This window comes from Streptomyces sp. NPDC002730 (assembly GCF_042888805.1).
Taxonomy (GTDB): domain Bacteria; phylum Actinomycetota; class Actinomycetes; order Streptomycetales; family Streptomycetaceae; genus Streptomyces.
The window spans coordinates 277,439-296,902 of record NZ_JBIAQG010000005.1 but is presented as its reverse complement, the minus strand read 5'-3'; the positions used below and the strand labels follow the sequence as shown (position 1 = coordinate 296,902).

The window sequence follows — 19,464 nt, the reverse complement described above, 5'->3', positions numbered from 1 at the left end:
CGTGCCGGGGCCGACCTGAGCGCCCCTGTTTATGGCCGCCCCGGAAGCTCCCTCCGATCATGTGGGGCACTCCGCGGCACTTCGGCGCCGCGCACCTCGTTACCATGCGTGGACGCAAGAGCCGAGAAGCACCAGAGGCACCAGACGACAAGGGACGGGCGAGCGCGTGGCCGAGGCGGCAGACTTCCAGGGGATGGGTCCTTCTCCTGCCCGCCGGTGGCTGCGACGCACAGCCTCCCTGATCGCCGGCGCCCCGCTCGTGGCCGGACTGCTGTGTGGTCCTGCCGCTGCTTCCGCGCACGCCGCCGAGACCACCGAAACCGCCACAAGCTCCCGCACAGTCGATGTGTCTCTCGACACTCTTACGCCGATCGCCCCGGGCAAGAGCGACACACTCACCATTTCCGGCTCGGTGTACAACAAGGGCAAGCAGACCGTCACCGACGCTCAGGTCGATCTACGGGTGGGGCCGACGCTGTCCAGCAGGACTGCCATCGACCGTGCCGCCGAGCGGACCGGCTACGCCGCGGGCATCGACCCTGCGCCGGTCGACGGCAAGTACACGGTCAAGATCCCGAAGCTCCCCTCCCACATCAGCCGGGATTTCAAGCTCTCGGTCCCATTGAGTGACCTCGAACTCACCGAAGACGGCGTCTACCAGCTCGGTGTGTCCCTGTCCGGGCAGACCCCGGCCGAGCCCTTCGACCATGTGCTGGGCATCGAGCGCACCTTCCTGCCCTGGCAGCCCGAGGCCACGGAGAAGAAAACCCAGTTCACCTATCTCTGGCCGCTGATCTCTTCGACGCACCTCACCGCGGAAACCGGGTCCGACGAGCAGCAGACCCCGGTCTTCGAGGACGAGAGTCTGGCCAGGGAACTTGCGCCCGGCGGGCGGCTCGAGCAGCTCGTCTCGCTGGGCAGCGATCTGCCCGTGACCTGGGTCATCGACCCGGATCTGCTGGCCACAGTCGATGCGATGACAAGGAACTACCAGGTCAAGAACGGGACCACCACCGTCGCGGGGAAGAACCAGGCACTGGCCAAGCGGTGGCTGCGCTCCGTCGAAGCCGCGGTGCAGGGGCGCAAGGTCGTCGCTCTGCCGTTCGCCGACCCGGATCTGGCGTCCCTGGCCCACCGCGGCAAGGACATCTCCGGCTCTCTCAGCCATCTGCAGCCGGCCACCGAAGTCGCCGAGACGACGGTGGAAACGATCGTCCATGTGAAGCCGACCGTCGACTTCGCCTGGCCGGTGGACGGAGCGATCGACTCCTCGATCGTCGACGTCGCCACCTCTGCCGGCGCCCACAAGGTGATCGCCCGCAGCGACAGCCTGCGGGACAACCTGTCGTACACGCCCAGCTCGGCGCGGCCGATTGGCGGCGGGACGACGGCGGTGGTCGCCGACGCCCGGCTCTCCACCGCCTTCCAGGGCGACATGCTGAAGACCGGGACTTCCACTCTCGCTGTACAGGAGTTCCTTGCTCAGACGCTCGCGCTGACCCTTCAGGTCCCGGGCAAGGAGCGGAGCATCGTCGTCGCCCCGCAGCGGATGCCGACCGCGTCCCAGGCGCAGTCCATGGCCCGCGCGCTGCAAGCCCTCAATGCTCAGCGCTGGACCCAGCCGCTCGATCTGGTCGCAGCCGCGGGCGCCAAGCCCGACGCCGATGCGACGACCAAGGTGCCCGCCTCCTCCCGCTACCCCGGTCAGCTGCGGAAGCAGGAGCTGCCGGTCCAGGCGTTCCAGGACATCAGGACCACACAGAACACCCTGGACAACTTCAAGGTCATCCTCACCGCACAGGACCGGGTGGTGACGCCGTTCGGCCGGGCGATCGACCGGGAGATGTCGACGTCCTGGCGCGGCAGCCCTGCGGCGGCCCAGCTGTATCGCGACAGTGTGCGGACCTATCTGCAGAGCCTCACCGAAGAGGTACAGCTGATCGAGAAGTCGCAGGTGACTCTGTCGGGACGCAGTGCGACAATCCCGGTCACCGTGCAGAACAAGCTGGTCCAGGGCATCGACCATCTGGTGCTGCGGCTGAGGTCGGACAACCCCACGCGCCTCAGCCTCGACCACGACAAGGGCATCGCCGAGCAGCCGATCAAGGTCGAGGGCGGCCACAGCCAGTCGGTGAAATTCGCCGCTTCGGCCAACGCCAACGGCCCGGTGCAGATGACGGCCCAGCTCTACACCGAGGACGGCAAGCCGTACGGCCTGCCCATGGAGTTCACGGTGAAGGTCTCCGAGATCACACCGACCGTGATGCTCGTCATCGCGGGCGGCGTCCTGCTGCTCGTCCTCGCAGGCGTCAGGATGTACAGCCAGCGCAAGCGCGCGGCTGCCCGCGAGGCGGCCGCGGAGGATGCGGAGGGCACAGAGGAGGCTGCTGAGGGCACTGAGGGCTCGGAAGGTGACATCAACAGCCCCGATCCCGGGCAGGCGAGTGACCCGACACCGGACACCGGACCGGAAAGCGGCGACCCGTCGGGCACGGGTGAGAAAGTGGACCGTTGAGCGATGTCGTGGCCGGCCGGCCGGGGACGATGAGGTGGGGTAGCAATGAACGCGCCGTACGACGGTGACCGCGGTCAGGGCGCGGGCGGAGACCCGGCAGACCAGGTTCCTCCGCCGCCGCAGCCTGCCCCCGAACCGTACTCACAGGACCCGTACATCCAGGACGCCTACGCCCGTGATCCTTACCAGGCGCAGGATCTGTCCGCGCAGGACCCGGTGACCGAGGCGCTCTACGACCGCGCCTCGCACCCGCCGCCGACTCCGGGCACGTATCAGGAACCGCCGGCCCTGTACCAGCAGCCGCCGACTCCGCAGCATGCCCCGGACCCCCACGTCTGGGCGCAGACCCCGCCGCCCGAGCCCGCCGGACCGTCGCGTCATCTGCCGTACGGGGAGAACGCCAGGACCACCCAGTTCACGGGCGTGGACGATTTGGTCACCCGGGCCGGCGAGGAGGAACCGGAGCCTGACGCGTTCGCGCACCTTTACCGGGACCAGCAGACATCGGGTCAGCCCTCGCCCACTCCCGAGCCGATCCCGGCGCCGCCCGCCCCGAAAAAGCCGAGCGGCCGGGTCTCCGGCCTGATGAGATCCAGCGCGGTGATGGCCGCGGGCACCCTGGTCTCCCGCCTCACTGGCTTCGTCCGCAGCCTGGTTATCACCGCTGCGCTCGGCGCCTCACTGCTCGGTGACACCTACACCGTGGCGTACACCCTGCCGACGATGATCTACATCCTCACCGTCGGAGGCGGCCTCAACTCCGTCTTCGTGCCGCAGCTGGTGCGCTCGATGAAGAACGACGACGACGGCGGCGAGGCCTACGCCAACCGTCTGCTCACCCTCGTCATGGTGGCGCTCGGGATCATCGTCGCCATCGCGGTATTCGCGGCACCGCTGCTGATCCATCTGATGTCGGACACCATCGCCAGCAGACCGGCGGCCAACAGCGTCGCCGTCACCTTCGCCCGGTACTGCCTGCCCACAATATTCTTCATGGGCGTGCACGTGGTGATGGGCCAGATCCTCAACGCACGTGGGAAGTTCGGCGCGATGATGTGGACTCCGGTCCTCAACAACATCGTCATGATCGCCACGTTTGGCCTGTTCATCTGGGTCTACGGCACCTCTGCCGAATCCCAGATGGGTGTCCAGACCATCCCGCCGGAGGGTGTCCGGCTGCTGGGCATCGGCACCCTGCTCGGTCTCACCGTCCAGGCCCTGTCGATGATCCCGTATCTGCGCGAGACGGGCTTCCGCTTCCGTCCCCGCTTCGACTGGAAGGGCCACGGCCTCGGCAAGACCGTCAAGCTGGCCAAGTGGACCGTGCTGTTCGTCCTCGCCAACCAGGCGGGTGTGCTGGTCGTCACCCAGCTCGCCACCGCTGCCGGTGAGGCCTCCGGGAGGTCCGGCGCGGGCATCCTCGCCTACTCCAACGCCCAGCTGATCTGGGGCATGCCGCAGGCCATCATCACCGTCTCGGTGATGGCCGCCCTGCTGCCCCGCATCTCCCGCGCAGCCCACGACAACGACCCGGGGGCCGTACGCGACGACATCTCCCAGGGCCTGCGCAACTCGGCGGTCGCCATCGTCCCGGTCGCCTTCGCGTTCCTCGCCCTCGGCGTCCCGATGTCCACGCTCCTGTTCGCCTCCAGCGGCCTGGAGTCCGCCCGGGGCATGGGCTTCATCCTCATGGCGTTCGGCCTCGGCCTCATCCCGTTCTCCGTGCAGTACGTCGTACTGCGCGGCTTCTACGCGTACGAGGACACCCGCACGCCCTTCTACAACACCGTCATCGTCGCCGGGGTCAATGCCGCCGCCTCCGCGCTCTGTTACGTGGTCCTGCCGGCCCAGTGGGCGGTTGTCGGTATGGGCGCCTCGTACGGCCTCGCCTACGCCGTCGGCGTGGGCGTCGCCTGGCGGCGGCTGAAGAACCGGCTGGACGGCGACCTGGACGGCTCCCGCGTCATGCGTACGTACACCCGGCTCGGCATGGCTTCCGTCCCGGCCGCGGCCGCCGGCGGTGCGGTCGCCTTCTTCGTCATGAAGGGACTCGGCAGCGGCGCTGCAGGCTCGCTCGCCGCGCTGGTCGCCGGCGGAATCGTCCTGCTGGGCGTCTTCTTCGTCGCCGCGAAGCGGATGCGTATCGATGAGCTCAACGCCCTGGTCGGAATGGTCCGCGGACGCCTCGGACGGTAGGACGCGAGTACCGCACAACCATCGTCGGCCGCCGTGTGTCGTGCATAGCGGCCGACTGTGGGCACAATTGGCATGGCTTTTGGATAGGGCGCAACGGATGGGGAGGCAGGAACGACGGTGGCGGAACGTAGCACGGCCGCCGTCGACGTGGCCGACAACAGCGGAGACGACCCGCTGACCGCGCAGGCGGGCAAGGCCACGACCGACGGGGCGGCGGAATCCCAGAACTCGGCGGAGAAGACCGCACCGGACACGGGCAGCGAACGGCAGGGCACCGAACCCGCCATCGCGGCGCCCGAAATGCATAGTGGCCACAAACTCGCCAGACGCTACCGCCTCGAGGAGTGCGTCACCCGTCTGGACGGTTTCAGCAGCTGGCGTGCTGTCGACGAGAAGTTGCGCCGTGCGGTGGGAGTGCATCTGCTCCCTGCCGATCACCCGAGGGCGCGCTCAGTGCTCGCGGCGGCCCGCTCCTCCGCGCTCCTCGGCGACCCTCGGTTCGTACAGGTCCTGGACGCCGTCGAAGAGAACGATCTCGTCTACGTCGTCCATGAGTGGATTCCTGACGCAACGGAGCTCACAGCTCTGCTCGCCATGGGCCCCATGGAGCCTCACGACGCGTACCAGCTCGTCGACCAGCTCTCTCAGGCCATGGCCGCGGCGCACCGTGAAGGCCTTGCCCACCTCAGGCTCACCCCGGGCGCGGTGCTGCGGAGCTCGACCGGGCAGTACCGGATCCGCGGCCTCGCGGTGAACGCGGCTCTGCGCGGAATCACCGCCGATGGACCACAGCGTGCCGACACCGAGGCGATCGGTGCGCTTCTCTACGCGGCGCTGACGCATCGCTGGCCGTACGAGAACGACGCGTACGGCCTCTCCGGGCTGCCCAAGGGCGTCGGACTGCTCGCCCCCGACCAGGTGCGGGCCGGTGTTCACCGCGGCCTCTCGGAACTCGCCATGCGGGCCCTGGTCAACGACGGTGCCACTGCCTCCCGCCAGGAGCCGCCGTGCACCACGCCCGACGAGCTGGCCAAGGCTGTGGCGGCGATGCCGCGCATCCGCCCGCCGGAGCCCGCGTTCACCTCACCACCGGAATACCAGCGCACGACCTACCAGCAGGGCACTTACGCCCGTCCCGCGCCCCGCCCGGGCACGAGCACCACCCAGCCGGTTCCCTCCCCTCCGGCACCGCTCCAGAGCCGCACCGGCAAGGTCCTCAAGTGGACCGTGGCCGCGCTGCTCATCGCCGCCCTGGGGCTGGGCAGCTGGCAGGTGGCGGACAAGCTGATCGACCGCGACAAGGACTCGGTCGATCCAGGCAGCTCGCAGACGGACAGCGGCGAAAAAAACGCCGCACCCGAATCCGGCAAGCCGGTCGCCATCACCGGTGCCCGTGACTTCGACCCGCTCGGCGACCACTCCGAGAAACCGGCCGGGATAAAGAACAGCTACGACGGCGACCCTGCGACGTTCTGGACCACCGACGGCTACTTCCAGAGCGGTGACTTCGGACGGCTGAAGCCGGGCGTCGGCATCATTCTCGACCTCGGCAAGGTCCAGCAGGTCGGCACCGTGGATGTCTCCTTCCTCGGCGGTGACACCTCCGTGGAGCTGCGGACAGCGTCCGAAGATGCCTCGTCCGAGCCGACAACCCTCGACGGCTTCAACAAGGTCGCCAACGGATCCGGTTCGAATGTGTCCCTCAAGCCCGGCAAGCCGGTACGGGCACGGTACGTTCTGGTCTGGCTGACCAAGCTGCCACAGAGTGACGAGGGCAACTTCCGGGGCAAGGTCTCGGAGATCAAGATCACCAGCTGACGGCACCAGGGGAGGGGGCTCACCGTTGGACGACGCGACACTCGGCGACACAAGCGACCAGGACCTTCTGGCACGCCATGTCGCAGGGGACCCGGATGCCTTCGGTGAGCTTGTACGGCGCCACCGCGACAGGCTCTGGGCCGTCGCCCTGCGTACCCTGGGCGACCGTGAGGAGGCTGCTGACGCGGTCCAGGACGCCCTGGTCTCCGCCTTCCGGGCCGCCCATACCTTCCGCGGCCAGTCCGCCGTCACTACCTGGCTCCATCGCATCACCGTGAACGCGTGTCTCGACCGGGCCCGCAAGGCTTCCTCACGGAAGACCTCCCCCGTCGACGACACCGAGCGGCTGGAGCAGCTACTTGAGCCTCATGAGTCCGCCGAAGCTCCGGTCGAGCGCAAGGATCTCCACCGCGAACTACTGGCCGCGCTGGCGAAACTTCCCGTCGATCAGCGGGCCGCGCTGGTGCTTGTCGATATGCAGGGCTACCCCGTCGCGGAGGCGGCCCGCGTCCTCGATGTGCCCACGGGGACCGTCAAGAGCCGATGCGCGCGTGGGCGGGCACGGCTGTTGCCCATGCTCACTCATCTGCGGAGCGATACCGGGGATAACACCGAGGTCAGCATGGGAAGGAACCGGACGCCGGGGACATCCGTCCCACCGGCGTCGGGACAAAGGGACGCAGGGCCGAATGACCCTGCAGCTGTGAAGGGCGGAGGTGGGCGCGCGTGACATCCACGGCCGACACGACTCAGCACCCGGACGTCTCGGAGATCTCCGACCTCACGGAAGGTCTTCTCTCGCTGGAGCGCACGGCCGATGTGCGACAGCACCTCGACGGATGTCCCCTGTGCGCGGATGTACGCACGTCCCTCGAGGAGATTCGCGGGCTGCTCGGCACACTGCCCGGAGCGCACCGGATGCCCGCCGACATCGCAGGCCGTATCGATGCCGCTCTGGCCGCCGAGGCTCTTCTGGACGCCACCGCTCCCGCAGAGGCCGCCGCTGTTTCACGTGAAACAGCGCCCGTCGCTCAGCAGGCGGACGTCACGACGACCGACCGGCCAGCGGGCCGCCCGCGCGCTGCCACCGGTCCCGGCCGCAGCCGCCGGACACGGCGCCGCCGCACAGCCGTCCTCGGCGCCATCTTCAGCGCGGCCGCAGTAGGCGTCAGCGTCCTGCTCCTCCAGTCCCTGCAGTCCACCGGCGACAACAGCGCAGACGCCGCCAAGAAGGAAGCAAGCGTCAGCTCCACTGCGGGTGGCACCCAAGACTTCTCCGAGTCCGGCCTGCAGGGCCGCGTGCAGGCTCTGGTCGCCACCAGCCTCGGTCAAAGGGAGCCGAGGATAGAGAAGGGGCCGTCTATCGACAGCCAGTCCAACCCCGTCTCGCCCAAGAGCAAGCCGGACATGACTGTGCCTCCCTGTATCCAGAAGGGCACCGGCCGGACCGATGCTCCGATCGCCTTCGAGCGGGGTCAGTACGAGGGCAGTAACGCCTACCTCGTCGTGCTGCCGCACTCCACGGACAGCGGTCAGGTCCAGGCGTATGTGATCGATGCGGCCTGCGTCGACACCGCCCCCGCACCGACGGGCAAGCTCCTGCTGACGACCGCCTACCCTCGCCCCTGACACACGCCTCCGCGCCGCTCGGACGTACCGGGAATGCACGCCCCGTAGGATCCGTTGGGTGGGGTGAGAGTCATTGAACCGGCCCCGTAGGCAGCAGGCAGTCCGCAGAAACGAGGAAGAAACCCGTGAGCGACGTCCGTAACGTGATCATCATCGGCTCCGGACCCGCCGGCTACACGGCTGCGCTCTACACCGCGCGCGCATCCTTGCAGCCGCTGGTGTTCGAGGGGGCCGTCACCGCCGGCGGTGCACTGATGAACACGACGGAGGTGGAGAACTTCCCCGGCTTCCGCGAGGGCATCATGGGCCCGGACCTGATGGACAACATGCGTGCACAGGCAGAGCGCTTCGGTGCCGAGCTGGTCCCGGATGATGTCATCTCCGTCGACCTCACGGGCGAGATCAAGACTGTCACTGACACGGCAGGTACCGTTCACCGCGCCAAGTCCGTGATCGTCACCACCGGTTCACAGCACCGCAAGCTCGGTCTGCCGAACGAGGACGCGCTCTCCGGACGCGGCGTCTCGTGGTGCGCGACCTGTGATGGCTTCTTCTTCAAGGACCAGGACATCGCCGTGATCGGCGGCGGTGACACCGCGATGGAAGAGGCCACCTTCCTCTCCCGCTTCGCCAAGTCCGTCACCATCGTCCACCGCCGCGACAGCCTGCGCGCCTCCAAGGCCATGCAGGACCGCGCCTTCGCCGACCCGAAGATCTCCTTCGCCTGGGACAGCGAGGTCGCCGCGATCCACGGCGAGCAGAAGCTCTCCGGTCTGACCCTGCGCAACACCAAGACGGGCCAGCCCTCCGAACTCGCTGTGACAGGACTGTTCATCGCCGTGGGCCACGACCCGCGCACCGAGCTCTTCAAGAGCCAGCTCGAGCTGGACGACGAGGGCTACCTGAAGGTCGAGGCGCCGTCGACGCGCACCAACCTGACCGGTGTCTTCGGAGCGGGTGATGTCGTCGACCACACCTACCGTCAGGCCATCACCGCCGCCGGCACGGGCTGTTCCGCCGCCCTCGACGCTGAGCGCTTCCTCTCCGCGCTTGCCGACGGCGAGAACGCCGCCGAGCCGGAGAAGACCTCCGCGGTCTGACCCCTGCACCATCCCCCTCACACCCCGCAAAGAAGTAAGGAGGCCGCCGTGGCCGGCGCCCTGAAGAACGTGACCGATGACACCTTCGAGGAGGATGTCCTCAAGAGCGACAAGCCCGTACTGGTGGACTTCTGGGCCGCCTGGTGCGGTCCCTGCCGCCAGATCGCGCCATCCCTCGAGGCCATCGCGGCCGAGCACGGCGACAAGATCGAGATCGTGAAGCTCAACATCGACGAGAACCCGGCCACCGCCGCCAAGTACGGGGTCATGTCCATCCCGACGCTGAACGTCTACCAGAACGGCGAGGTTGCCAAGACGATCGTCGGTGCGAAGCCGAAGGCCGCGATCGTCCGCGACCTCGAGGGCTTCATCGGCGAGTAGCACCGCGCCGCTGTTTCACGTGAAACACGAATGGGCTCATCCCTCACCGGGATGAGCCCATTCTCGCTTTCCTACTCACAACGGCCGCAGCACCGGCTCCTTCTGAACAGCCCCGAGCAGCCGGTCCAGCGCCAGCTCCACGTCTTCCTTCCAGGAGAGCGTTGTCCGCAGCTCCAGCCTCAGCCGGGGATACGTCGGATGGGGACGCACGGTCTTGAATCCCACGGCCAGCAGATGGTCGGCGGGCAGCACACAGGCAGGCTCCTTCCAGCGGGCATCCCCGAACGCCTCGATCGCCCGGAAGCCCCGCCGCAGTAGATCCTTGGCGACGGTCTGCACCATCACCCGCCCGAGCCCCTGACCCTGATACCCCGGCATGATCCAAGCGGTCATCAGCTGCACGGCATCCGGTGAAACAGGGCTCGTCGGGAAAGCCGTGGAGCGCGGCACATACGCCGGAGGCGCATAGAGAACGAAGCCGACTGGTACCTCGTCGACGTAGACGACCCTGCCGCAGGAGCCCCACTCGAGCAGCACGGCCGAGATCCAGGCCTCTTTCTCCAGTGAGGGTGTTCCCGCCTTTACCGCGGCTTCTCCACTGACTGGATCAAGTTCCCAGAAGACACACGCACGACAGCGCTTGGGAAGGTCCGAAAGGTTGTCCAGCGTGAGTGGTGCAAGCCGACGCCCCATGAAGGCCATTCCTCACTTCCCTCGCCTGCCGCGCTACGAGCGGCTGCCAGCGCGCTCCTCTCCCAGAGCAGGCTGCTGACGAACCCGCCGACTGCCCCCAGGCCCAAGCCGGCTGTCACCAGTTGGCTGCGGCTCACCGATCGCATGGCCCTCGCCCTCCCTCTGAGGTGGATCAAGGTGTATGCGCCATACCAGAACGCATCGTATCCACCCAGCCCTGGCACGGATACCGGGCGACGGCAAAGGGCAGACCGTGTTCCTCCAACGATCGGACACGGCCCGCCCCTGACGGTATTACGGAAGGGCTCAGCCCTCGTCGCCCTCAACGGGCTCCTCGCCGAGTCCCTGCTCCAGGACCCGTCCCTCGCCGGGGGCGAGGGTGCCGAGGATCCGCTCCAGATCGTCTATCGACGCGAACTCGACAACGATCTTCCCCTTCTTCTGACCGAGGTCGACCTTCACTCGCGTCTCGAACCGGTCCGAGAGCCGTGAAGCCAGGTCGGTGAGCGCCGGCGACAGACGGGCACCGGCTCGCGGACTCTTCGGCTTGGACGTGCTCTTGGGACTCGAGTTGATCAGGGTCACGATCTCTTCGACCGCTCGCACCGAGAGCCCCTCAGCCACGATCCTGTGCGCAAGCCGGTCCTGCTCCTCGGAGTCCTCCACCGAGAGCAACGCCCGCGCATGACCGGCCGACAGCACCCCGGCAGCCACCCTGCGCTGGACGGGAGGCGAGAGACGCAACAGGCGCAGCGTGTTGGACACCTGCGGACGCGAGCGTCCGATCCGGTCGGCCAGCTGGTCGTGCGTGCAGTTGAAGTCCTTGAGCAGCTGGTCGTAGGCGGCAGCCTCTTCCAGCGGGTTCAGTTGGGCACGGTGCAGGTTCTCGAGCAGCGCATCCAGAAGGAGCTTCTCGTCGTCCGTATCCCGGACGATCGCGGGAATCCGCTCCAGACCCGCCTCACGGCAGGCCCGCCAGCGGCGCTCGCCCATGATGAGCTCATAGCGCTCGGGCCCCGACTGCCGAACGACAACGGGCTGAAGCAGCCCCACTTCCTTGATGGAGGTGACCAGCTCCGCAAGAGCGTCCTCGTCGAACACCTCACGCGGCTGGCGCGGGTTGGGCGTGATGGTGTCGATCGGCAACTCCGCGAAGTGCGCGCCGGCCGGCTCGACCGGCTGCGGCACAGCCTCCGGTTCCGGCGCAGGCGTGATCGCCTCCGACGGAGGGGAAGCGCTGGGCAGCGTCGTCACCTTCGCCGCCGCCACACCACGTTCCGCGGTCAGCACCGGACCCGCTCCCGAAGAACTCGAAGCCCCGGAAGGAGGCACCGCCTTCTCCTGGGGAGCGGCAGGGATCAGCGCACCCAGCCCACGCCCCAATCCTCTACGTCGCTCACTCACTGGATCCCCTCCGACATGTTCTGCTGGCTGTTCTGGCTGCCCACATGGGCATGCTGCGGGTCGTAGTGGATCCCGACCCCCCGCAGCGCGATCTCACGCGCCGCCTCAAGATACGACAGGGATCCACTGGAACCCGGATCGTAGGTCAGCACCGTCTGTCCGTAGCTCGGCGCCTCCGAGATACGCACCGAGCGCGGAATGCTCGTCCGCAGCACCTCATTGCCGAAGTGACTGCGCACCTCGTCGGCCACCTGGGAGGCCAGCCGGGTCCTGCCGTCGTACATGGTGAGCAGGATCGTCGACACATGCAGGTCCGGGTTGAGATGACCGCGGACCAGGTCCACGTTCCGCAGCAGCTGGCCCAGACCCTCCAGTGCGTAGTACTCGCACTGGATGGGGATGAGCACCTCGGCACCGGCGACCAGCGCATTCACGGTCAGCAGACCGAGCGACGGCGGGCAGTCGATGAGGATGTAGTCCAACGGCTGCTCATAGGCCTGGATCGCCCGCTGCAGTCGGCTCTCCCGCGCCACCAGCGACACCAGCTCGATCTCCGCACCGGCGAGATCGATGGTGGCGGGGGCGCAGAAGAGACCTTCGACGTCCGGGACGGGCTGGACCACCTCGGAGAGCGGCTTGCTCTCCACCAGGACGTCATAGATCGAGGGGACTTCGGCGTGGTGATCGATCCCCAGCGCCGTGGAGGCGTTGCCCTGTGGATCCAGGTCTACCACCAGAACGCGCGCGCCGTGCAGCGCGAGCGAGGCAGCGAGGTTGACCGTAGTGGTGGTCTTGCCCACGCCGCCCTTCTGATTGGCGACCACCATGACGCGTGTCTGCTCAGGTCGGGGCAGACCCTCACCGGCACGCCCCAGCGCCTCCACGGCCAGCTGGGCAGCACGGCCGATGGGGGTGTCGTCCATCGGGGGCGGTGTTTCACGTGAAACATCCTCCCCCGACGGCTCCGTACGGGGACCGGGGACCGGATCGGTCATCGGTCCCGCGATGTTGGCGTCGGACCGCAAGGATTCACTCTCCTCGACTTCAGGCTCGCAATGCACAGAGCCTGCCATGCTTTCGGGGTCGTGAACCAGCGAGGCCCGTGGTTCTGTGGAGGAATCCACCTCTGTGGACAATTCCGTAGCCCTCAAGAGGGGCTTCCGGTCCCGCATCGGGGCGGCAGCACGGCCGCGGCTGATGATTCCCTGCAGCAGTGAGCGACGTTTCACGTGAAACACGATGCACGCGCCGCGGGACTACAGCCGCACGACACTCCGAAATGCGTACGTATGGCAGCTTGTATGGAGCATCGCTGATAGACAGTACGGACTGTACGGATCAGCGACGCCGTCGGGTACGACTGGTCCGGGCGGCCTTGGCCCGCTTCGCCGCGAAGCGCACTCCGCCGGGACTCTCTCCGACTTCCACACGCACCACAGTGGAGAGCGGCTCCACGATCCCCTCACCGACGTGCAGCACTGAGGTCTCCACCACACCGAGCTTGCTCAGCGCAGCACGGGCCCCCTGGAGCTCCTCCTCGGCAGTGTCACCCTTGAGCGCCAGCATCTCTCCGTACGGACGCAGCAGAGGCACTCCCCATCCCGCCAGCCGGTCCAGCGGTGCCACGGCTCGCGCCGTCACCACATGCACGGGAGGCAGCTTCCCAAGCACTTCCTCGGCTCGGCCCCGGACCACGGTCACATGGTCCAGGCCCAGCAGTTCGACCACTTCCTGAAGGAAGTTCGTCCGCCGCAGCAGCGGCTCGAGGAGGGTGATCTTCAGGTCCGGGCGTACCAGCGCCAGCGGGATGCCCGGCAGACCGGCCCCGGAGCCGACATCGCAGACCGTGACACCCTCGGGCACAACCTCCGAGAGCACCGCGCAGTTCAGGAGATGCCGCTCCCACAGCCGCGGCACCTCACGGGGACCGATAAGGCCCCGCTTGACTCCCGCGTCAGCGAGCAGCTCCGCGTACCGCACAGCCTCCGGAAAGAACTCTCCGAATACCGTCCGCGCCTCTTCGGGCGCCTGGGGAAGCTCTGCTGCCTCCGTCACGGGAACCGTCCTTCCGTACCGCACTGTCGCAATGTGGACTGTGGTGGCTGACTATCAGGCTGACAAAGATCGGCCCCGCCTGCGAACAGACGGGGCCGAGGAAACAATCGAGGTCAGGCCGGGAGTACGACGACGAAGCGCTGCGGCTCCTCGCCCTCGGACTCACTCCGCAGACCCGCGGCCGCGACCGCGTCGTGCACAACCTTGCGCTCGAAGGGCGTCATCGGGTTCAGCTTCACCGGCTCACCGGTGCTCTTCACCTCGTCGGCCGCCTTCGCACCCAGCTCGCTGAGCTCCGTGCGCTTCTTGGCCCGGAAGCCCGCGATGTCCAGCATCAGCCGGCTCCGGTCCCCGGTCTCCCGGTGCACTGCGAGCCGCGTCAGCTCCTGGAGAGCCTCCAGGACCTCGCCGTCGCGGCCCACGAGCTTCTGCAGATCCCGGCTGTCCCGGTCGCTGATGATCGAGACCGCTGCCCGGTCCGCCTCGACGTCCATGTCGATGTCGCCGTCGAGATCAGCGATGTCGAGCAGACCCTCGAGGTAGTCGGCCGCGATCTCCCCTTCCTGCTCGAGGCGGGTCAGGGTGTCGCCGCCCTCGGCGGGGGCGGAGATGGTGCCTTCCGTCACGGATGGACTCCTTCTTACTTCTTGGACGACGGGTGCTTGGGCCGCTGCTGACCCTTGCGCTGTCCGGACTTGGGCTGCTGGCGTGCGGAGCCTGAGGGCTTGCCCGCCGGCTTCGGCTTGGCGTCCTGCGGCTCATCCTTCTGCAGCGAGGGCTTCGACTCGGAGTCGGCGCCCTCAGAGCTCTTGGCGGCGCCCGGCTGGGCACTGGCGGACTGCCGCTTCGCCTTGGTCTGACGCTTGGGCTGCTGCCGCCGCTGCGCTGCGCCGCCATCGGCCTCGGCGACAGCGGTGTCACTCTTGGCCACCGTGCCGTCCGCCTGAGCGGCAAAGCCCGCCTTGGCCAGACCGCTGATGAACCTGCGCTCGTTGTCGTTGCGGTCCACGCCCTTGGCAACGATCGCCTGGACGACACTGCGCTTGCGCCGCGAACGCACCTCGCTGTGGGCGGTGACGCCCTTCAGCAGCCGCTGCAGGTACTGGTCCTGGGCCTTGCTGCCCGGGGTCGGGTTCTGGTTGATCACGAACATCTGCTGGCCCATGGTCCACACGTTGGTGGTCAGCCAGTAGACAAGGACACCGACGGGGAAGTTGATACCCATCACAGCGAAGATCACCGGGAAGATGTACATCAGCATCTTCTGCTGCTGCATGTACGGCGTCTTCACCGTGAGGTCGACGTTCTTCTGCATCAGCTGGCGCTGCGTGTAGAACTGCGACGCCGACATCATGATGATCATGATCGCGGTGACAATGCGCACATCGGTCAGCGAGGCGCCGAGGGCAGCGACTTCCTTCGTGCTGTCCGTGAACTTCGACGCCAGGGGGGCACCGAAGATGTGTGCCTGCCGGGCACTGTCCAGCAGCGATTCATTGATAACGCCGATGGTCTTGCCCGAGGCGATGCTGGAGAGCACGTGGTACAGAGCGAAGAAGAACGGCGACTGCGCGAGGATCGGAAGGCACGAGGAGAGCGGGTTGGTGCCCGTCTCCTTGTACAGCTTCATCATCTCTTCGGACTGACGCTGCTTGTCGTTCTTGTAGCGCTCCTGGATCGCCTTCATCTTCGGCTGGAGCGCCTGCATGTTCCGGGTCGACTTGATCTGCTTCACAAAGAGCGGGATCAGACAGATCCGGATGAGGATCACCAGCGACACGATGGACAGTCCCCAGGCCCAGCCCGTGTTGGGGCCGAAGATCGCCCCATAGAGCGTGTGGAACTGGACGATGACCCACGAAACAGGTGTGGTGATAAAGCTGAAGAGACTGGCAATCGTGTCCACTAATCAGGCTCCTTGAGCATTGGGCGAAGACTCTGCGGCCGGGCTCGGGGGTTCGGGGGCCGACCCCCGGGAAGGCACATCAGCTGCGGAGTGCCCGCCCTTGCTGCCGCGCAAGGCGTCGCGCAGCATTTCGTGCCACCGCGGGCGCTTGCGCGGCGGCACATAATCCACGCCGCCCGGCGACCACGGATTGCACCGCAGGATCCGCCAAGCGGTGAGAGCTGTGCCCTTCACCGCGCCGTGCCGGTCGATGGCCGTAAATCCGTAGTGGGAACACGACGGGTAGTACCTGCAGACAGGCCCCAACAGCGGGCTGATCGTCCACTGGTACAGCTTGATCAGAGCCAGCAGCGGGTACTTCATCGCGCGCCCCCTCCCAGCAGCCGCTGAAGAGCGGCATCCAGGTCTCGGGCCAGCTGTTCATAAGCGGCGTCGCCCGCACCGGGCAGCGCCCGTACGACCACCAGGCTACCGGGGGGCAGCTCGGCGAGACGGTCGCGTATCAGGTGGCGCAGTCTCCGCTTGACCTTGTTGCGTACGACCGCGCCGCCCACTGCCTTGCTCACGACGAAACCCGCACACGTCGGGGGAGCGCTCTCCCCAGGCGCGTGCGGGTCCGTTGCACCGCTGCTTAGATGGACGACGAGAAGCGGGCGTCCGGCCCGACGTCCCCGGCGTACCGCGGTCGCGAAGTCCTCGCGCCGCCTCAGCCGATTCTCGGTAGGCAGCACGTCATGACCTGTAAGCGATCAGGCGGACAGGCTGGCGCGACCCTTGCCACGGCGGTTCGCGAGAATCGCGCGGCCGGCACGGGTACGCATCCGCAGGCGGAAGCCGTGGGTCTTCGCGCGACGACGGTTGTTCGGCTGGAAGGTGCGCTTGCTCACTCGGGGGCTCCAGAAATGATTCGTAGATGGCGGGACATCGCCTGGCTGTCACCGTGCGCCCACGAGTAGCTCGCGTATACGCCCGAGTGCACCGCTTCACGATCACAGACCGTGATCTTTGCCCATCGGAGGCAGGCGGCAGCAGCCATCGACAACTCGACCTGGTTACGGTACGCGCGGCTACGCCATCCGGTCAAACCAGACCCATGACGTGGTCCACTGTGCACAGGCTGTGGACAACAACTTGAACCGCGCGGGTCGGCCTGACTACCGTGGCTGAACTCCAATTCCTTTCCTGCCTGTCTTCCCATCCCGTCCCGAGAACCACACATTCGTGGGACGGGACCTGTGAGAGAGCGTGCCTTGTGGCTGACGTACCTGCCGATCTTGCCGCAGTGTGGCCACGAGTGCTGGAGCAGCTCCTCGCGGAGGGCCAGCAGGGGATCGAGCCCAAGGACAAGCAGTGGATCGAGCGCTGCCAGCCCCTCGCGCTGGTGGCCGACACCGCTCTCCTCGCCGTTCCCAATGAATGGGGCAAGCGCGTCCTCGAAGGCCGGCTCGCCCCATTGATCAGCGAGACCCTCAGCCGTGAGTGCGGCCGTCCGATCCGTATCGCGATCACCGTCGACGACTCGGTTGGCGAGCCCCCGGCCCCGCAGGCGCCCGCGCAACAGCAGCAGGCGCCCCGCTATCAGGGCCCGCAGCACGACGAGCCCCGCCAGAACGACCACTACGAGGGGTACGGGCACCGGCCCGGCGACGACGGACTTCCCACCGTCCGCCCCGCCTATCCCGAATACCAGCAGCACCAGCAGCAGCGACCGGAACCCGGCGCCTGGCCGCGTACCCAGGAGGACCTGTCCTGGCAGCAGCCTCGTCTCGGCGGCTTCCAGGACCGCGACCCGGCTGCGGAGCAATGGCGCGAGCCGTACGCCACCGGCCGGCCGCGCCAGCCCCAGCACGACTACCGGCAGCCGCAGCCGCCCGAGCGCCAGCAGTACGAGCAGCACCAGCAGCAGCGACCGGACCGGCACGAGCTGCCGGAGCACCAGGCCCCGCACCGCGGCGCTCCCGGGGGTGCACCCGGACCGCTGGGAGCGCAGCCGTCGCCGGCTCCCGGTCCCGGCGAGCCACATGCCCGCCTCAACCCGAAATACCTCTTCGACACCTTCGTCATCGGTGCGTCCAACCGGTTCGCGCACGCTGCGGCCGTCGCGGTCGCCGAGGCACCGGCCAAGGCGTACAACCCCCTTTTCATCTACGGGGAGTCGGGACTCGGCAAGACCCACCTGCTGCATGCCATCGGGCACTACGCGCGCAGCCTCTACCCCGGCACGCGGGTGCGGTATGTGAGCTCCGAGGAGTTCACCAACGAGTTCATCAACTCGATCCGCGACGGCAAGGGCGACACCTTCCGCAAGCGCTACCGCGACGTGGACATCCTGCTGGTCGACGACATCCAGTTCCTGGCGAGCAAGGAGTCGACGCAGGAGGAGTTCTTCCACACCTTCAATACGCTCCACAACGCCAACAAGCAGATCGTGCTCTCCTCGGACCGGCCGCCCAAGCAGCTGATGACGCTGGAGGACCGACTGCGGAACCGTTTCGAGTGGGGTCTGACCACCGACGTACAGCCGCCGGAGCTGGAGACACGGATCGCCATCCTCCGTAAGAAGGCGGTACAGGAGCAGCTCAACGCTCCGCCGGAGGTGCTGGAGTTCATCGCCTCGCGGATCTCTCGCAATATCCGCGAGCTGGAGGGTGCGCTGATCCGGGTGACGGCGTTCGCGTCGCTCAACCGGCAGCCGGTGGACCTCGGGCTCACCGAGATCGTGCTGAAGGACTTGATCCCCGGTGGGGAGGACTCGGCCCCCGAGATCACCGCGAGTGCGATCATGGCGGCGACCGCCGACTACTTCGGGCTGACGGTGGAGGATCTCTGCGGATCCTCGCGCAGCCGGGTGCTGGTGACCGCCCGCCAGATCGCCATGTATCTCTGCCGTGAGCTCACCGACCTGTCGTTGCCGAAGATCGGCGCGCAGTTCGGCGGCCGCGACCACACGACCGTGATGCACGCGGACCGCAAGATCCGTGCGCTGATGGCCGAGCGGCGCTCGATCTACAACCAGGTCACCGAGCTCACCAACCGCATCAAGAACGGCTGACAGGCCGGCACAGCAGCCGCCGAAGAGGTCTTCAAGGGCGCTCTGGGACGAAGTCCCGGGGCGCCCTTCGGCGTTCCCCAGCTGTCCCGCAGATGTCCGGTGTTCGAATACGCGGCGACGGGGCGGGTTCTCCACAGATCTGGGGACGATCTTCCGTCCACAGCCTGGGGACTGGGAAGTTGTCCAGATTGCGTCCACAGGGGCGATTACTGAGACTTCATCGCGCGAGGTCAGACGGTTGTGGATTTGTGGCCAACCGTGCTCCACAGACTGTGGACACAGAAACCGTCCACAGGACGTGATCCATGTTGTCCACTGGCGGCCCACAGGCTATGCCGCGTTGCCCACAGCTTCTCCACAGCCCTGTCCACTGTTCGGCAACGAAACCCCAGGTCTCACCGTGTCGAGTGAAAGGCGTCACACCAACGAGGTCGGTTGGGCTGTGGGGAACGTGGGTAAAGCTGGGGACAGCACTGGGGAGAAGTCCCCTAGGGCTGTGCATCGGATGTGCAGAACTTTCGGGCGTCCACAGATGGGCCCGGTTGTCCACCGGCTCCACCCACAGGCCCGGTGGACAAAAAAACGGGTCTGACCTGCACAGATGGCGTTATCCACCGTTTCCACAGGCCCTACTACTACTCCCACCTAGAGTTACCGGGAAATTCGCTTCGAAGAAGGCCCTGTGCACAACTGACGCCCGGAGCGTCCGACACCT

The 19,464-nt window shown here is 67.2% G+C and carries 17 protein-coding genes; 8 read left to right on the top strand and 9 right to left on the bottom strand.

Annotated elements, in window-relative coordinates; translation table 11 throughout:
- Positions 1-166 precede the first annotated feature (166 nt).
- The 7 genes from ACFYXH_RS15000 (at position 167) to trxA (ending at position 9,639) form a co-directional block, all read left to right on the top strand.
- Positions 167-2,515 carry a DUF6049 family protein gene (locus ACFYXH_RS15000; protein WP_389562665.1) on the top strand — a complete coding sequence of 783 codons (2,349 nt, stop codon included), beginning with the start codon at positions 167-169 and terminating at the stop codon, positions 2,513-2,515.
- A 45-nt stretch (positions 2,516-2,560) separates the two neighbouring features.
- Positions 2,561-4,711, top strand: a complete 2,151-nt coding sequence (gene murJ, locus ACFYXH_RS14995; protein ID WP_389562662.1) for a murein biosynthesis integral membrane protein MurJ — start codon at positions 2,561-2,563, stop codon at positions 4,709-4,711.
- Between the two features lie 117 nt (positions 4,712-4,828).
- Complete coding sequence (locus tag ACFYXH_RS14990; RefSeq protein ID WP_389562661.1) at positions 4,829-6,529, top strand: serine/threonine protein kinase; 1,701 nt, start codon at positions 4,829-4,831, stop codon at positions 6,527-6,529.
- A gap of 25 nt (positions 6,530-6,554) precedes the next feature.
- The gene (gene sigM / locus ACFYXH_RS14985) at positions 6,555-7,259 is read left to right on the top strand and encodes an RNA polymerase sigma factor SigM (RefSeq protein ID WP_362677336.1); all 705 of its coding nucleotides are present in this window, start codon (positions 6,555-6,557) and stop codon (positions 7,257-7,259) included.
- On the top strand, positions 7,256-8,158 hold the full coding sequence (locus ACFYXH_RS14980; RefSeq protein ID WP_389562659.1) for a hypothetical protein: 903 nt from the start codon (positions 7,256-7,258) through the stop codon (positions 8,156-8,158). Before sigM ends, ACFYXH_RS14980 begins: the two co-directional genes overlap by 4 nt.
- Positions 8,159-8,283: 125 nt before the next feature.
- Entirely contained in the window at positions 8,284-9,258 is a 975-nt protein-coding gene (trxB, locus tag ACFYXH_RS14975; protein ID WP_327324767.1) for a thioredoxin-disulfide reductase, read from the top strand.
- A 48-nt stretch (positions 9,259-9,306) separates the two neighbouring features.
- Positions 9,307-9,639, top strand: a complete 333-nt coding sequence (trxA, locus tag ACFYXH_RS14970; protein WP_142214727.1) for a thioredoxin — start codon at positions 9,307-9,309, stop codon at positions 9,637-9,639.
- A gap of 75 nt (positions 9,640-9,714) precedes the next feature.
- Here the strand turns inward: trxA and ACFYXH_RS14965 are convergent, their stop codons facing one another.
- From ACFYXH_RS14965 to rpmH, 9 genes are all read right to left on the bottom strand, one after another.
- Positions 9,715-10,332 (bottom strand): GNAT family N-acetyltransferase, encoded by a 618-nt coding sequence (locus ACFYXH_RS14965; protein WP_362677340.1) that lies wholly within the window; start codon positions 10,330-10,332, stop codon positions 9,715-9,717.
- Between the two features lie 306 nt (positions 10,333-10,638).
- Positions 10,639-11,736 (bottom strand): ParB/RepB/Spo0J family partition protein, encoded by a 1,098-nt coding sequence (locus ACFYXH_RS14960; RefSeq protein WP_389562657.1) that lies wholly within the window; start codon positions 11,734-11,736, stop codon positions 10,639-10,641.
- Positions 11,733-12,809, bottom strand: coding sequence for a ParA family protein (locus tag ACFYXH_RS14955; protein ID WP_389562655.1), 1,077 nt, complete (start codon positions 12,807-12,809; stop codon positions 11,733-11,735). Before ACFYXH_RS14955 ends, ACFYXH_RS14960 begins: the two co-directional genes overlap by 4 nt.
- Before the next feature lie 265 nt (positions 12,810-13,074).
- Positions 13,075-13,791, bottom strand: coding sequence for a 16S rRNA (guanine(527)-N(7))-methyltransferase RsmG (gene rsmG / locus ACFYXH_RS14950; RefSeq protein ID WP_327324771.1), 717 nt, complete (start codon positions 13,789-13,791; stop codon positions 13,075-13,077).
- Positions 13,792-13,904: 113 nt separating this feature from the next.
- Positions 13,905-14,417 carry a R3H domain-containing nucleic acid-binding protein gene (locus ACFYXH_RS14945; RefSeq protein WP_327324772.1) on the bottom strand — a complete coding sequence of 171 codons (513 nt, stop codon included), beginning with the start codon at positions 14,415-14,417 and terminating at the stop codon, positions 13,905-13,907.
- Positions 14,418-14,431: 14 nt separating this feature from the next.
- Positions 14,432-15,697, bottom strand: coding sequence for a membrane protein insertase YidC (gene yidC, locus ACFYXH_RS14940; RefSeq protein ID WP_389562653.1), 1,266 nt, complete (start codon positions 15,695-15,697; stop codon positions 14,432-14,434).
- A 3-nt stretch (positions 15,698-15,700) separates the two neighbouring features.
- On the bottom strand, positions 15,701-16,060 hold the full coding sequence (gene yidD, locus ACFYXH_RS14935) for a membrane protein insertion efficiency factor YidD (RefSeq protein WP_362677352.1): 360 nt from the start codon (positions 16,058-16,060) through the stop codon (positions 15,701-15,703).
- Positions 16,057-16,428: a ribonuclease P protein component gene (rnpA, locus tag ACFYXH_RS14930; RefSeq protein ID WP_327324775.1), complete on the bottom strand. Its 372-nt coding sequence runs from the start codon at positions 16,426-16,428 to the stop codon at positions 16,057-16,059. Before rnpA ends, yidD begins: the two co-directional genes overlap by 4 nt.
- A gap of 18 nt (positions 16,429-16,446) precedes the next feature.
- Positions 16,447-16,584 (bottom strand): 50S ribosomal protein L34, encoded by a 138-nt coding sequence (gene rpmH, locus ACFYXH_RS14925; protein WP_006381191.1) that lies wholly within the window; start codon positions 16,582-16,584, stop codon positions 16,447-16,449.
- A 365-nt stretch (positions 16,585-16,949) separates the two neighbouring features.
- Between rpmH and dnaA the strand changes: the two genes are divergently transcribed.
- Entirely contained in the window at positions 16,950-18,749 is a 1,800-nt protein-coding gene (gene dnaA / locus ACFYXH_RS14920; protein WP_389562651.1) for a chromosomal replication initiator protein DnaA, read from the top strand.
- Positions 18,750-19,464 lie beyond the last annotated feature (715 nt).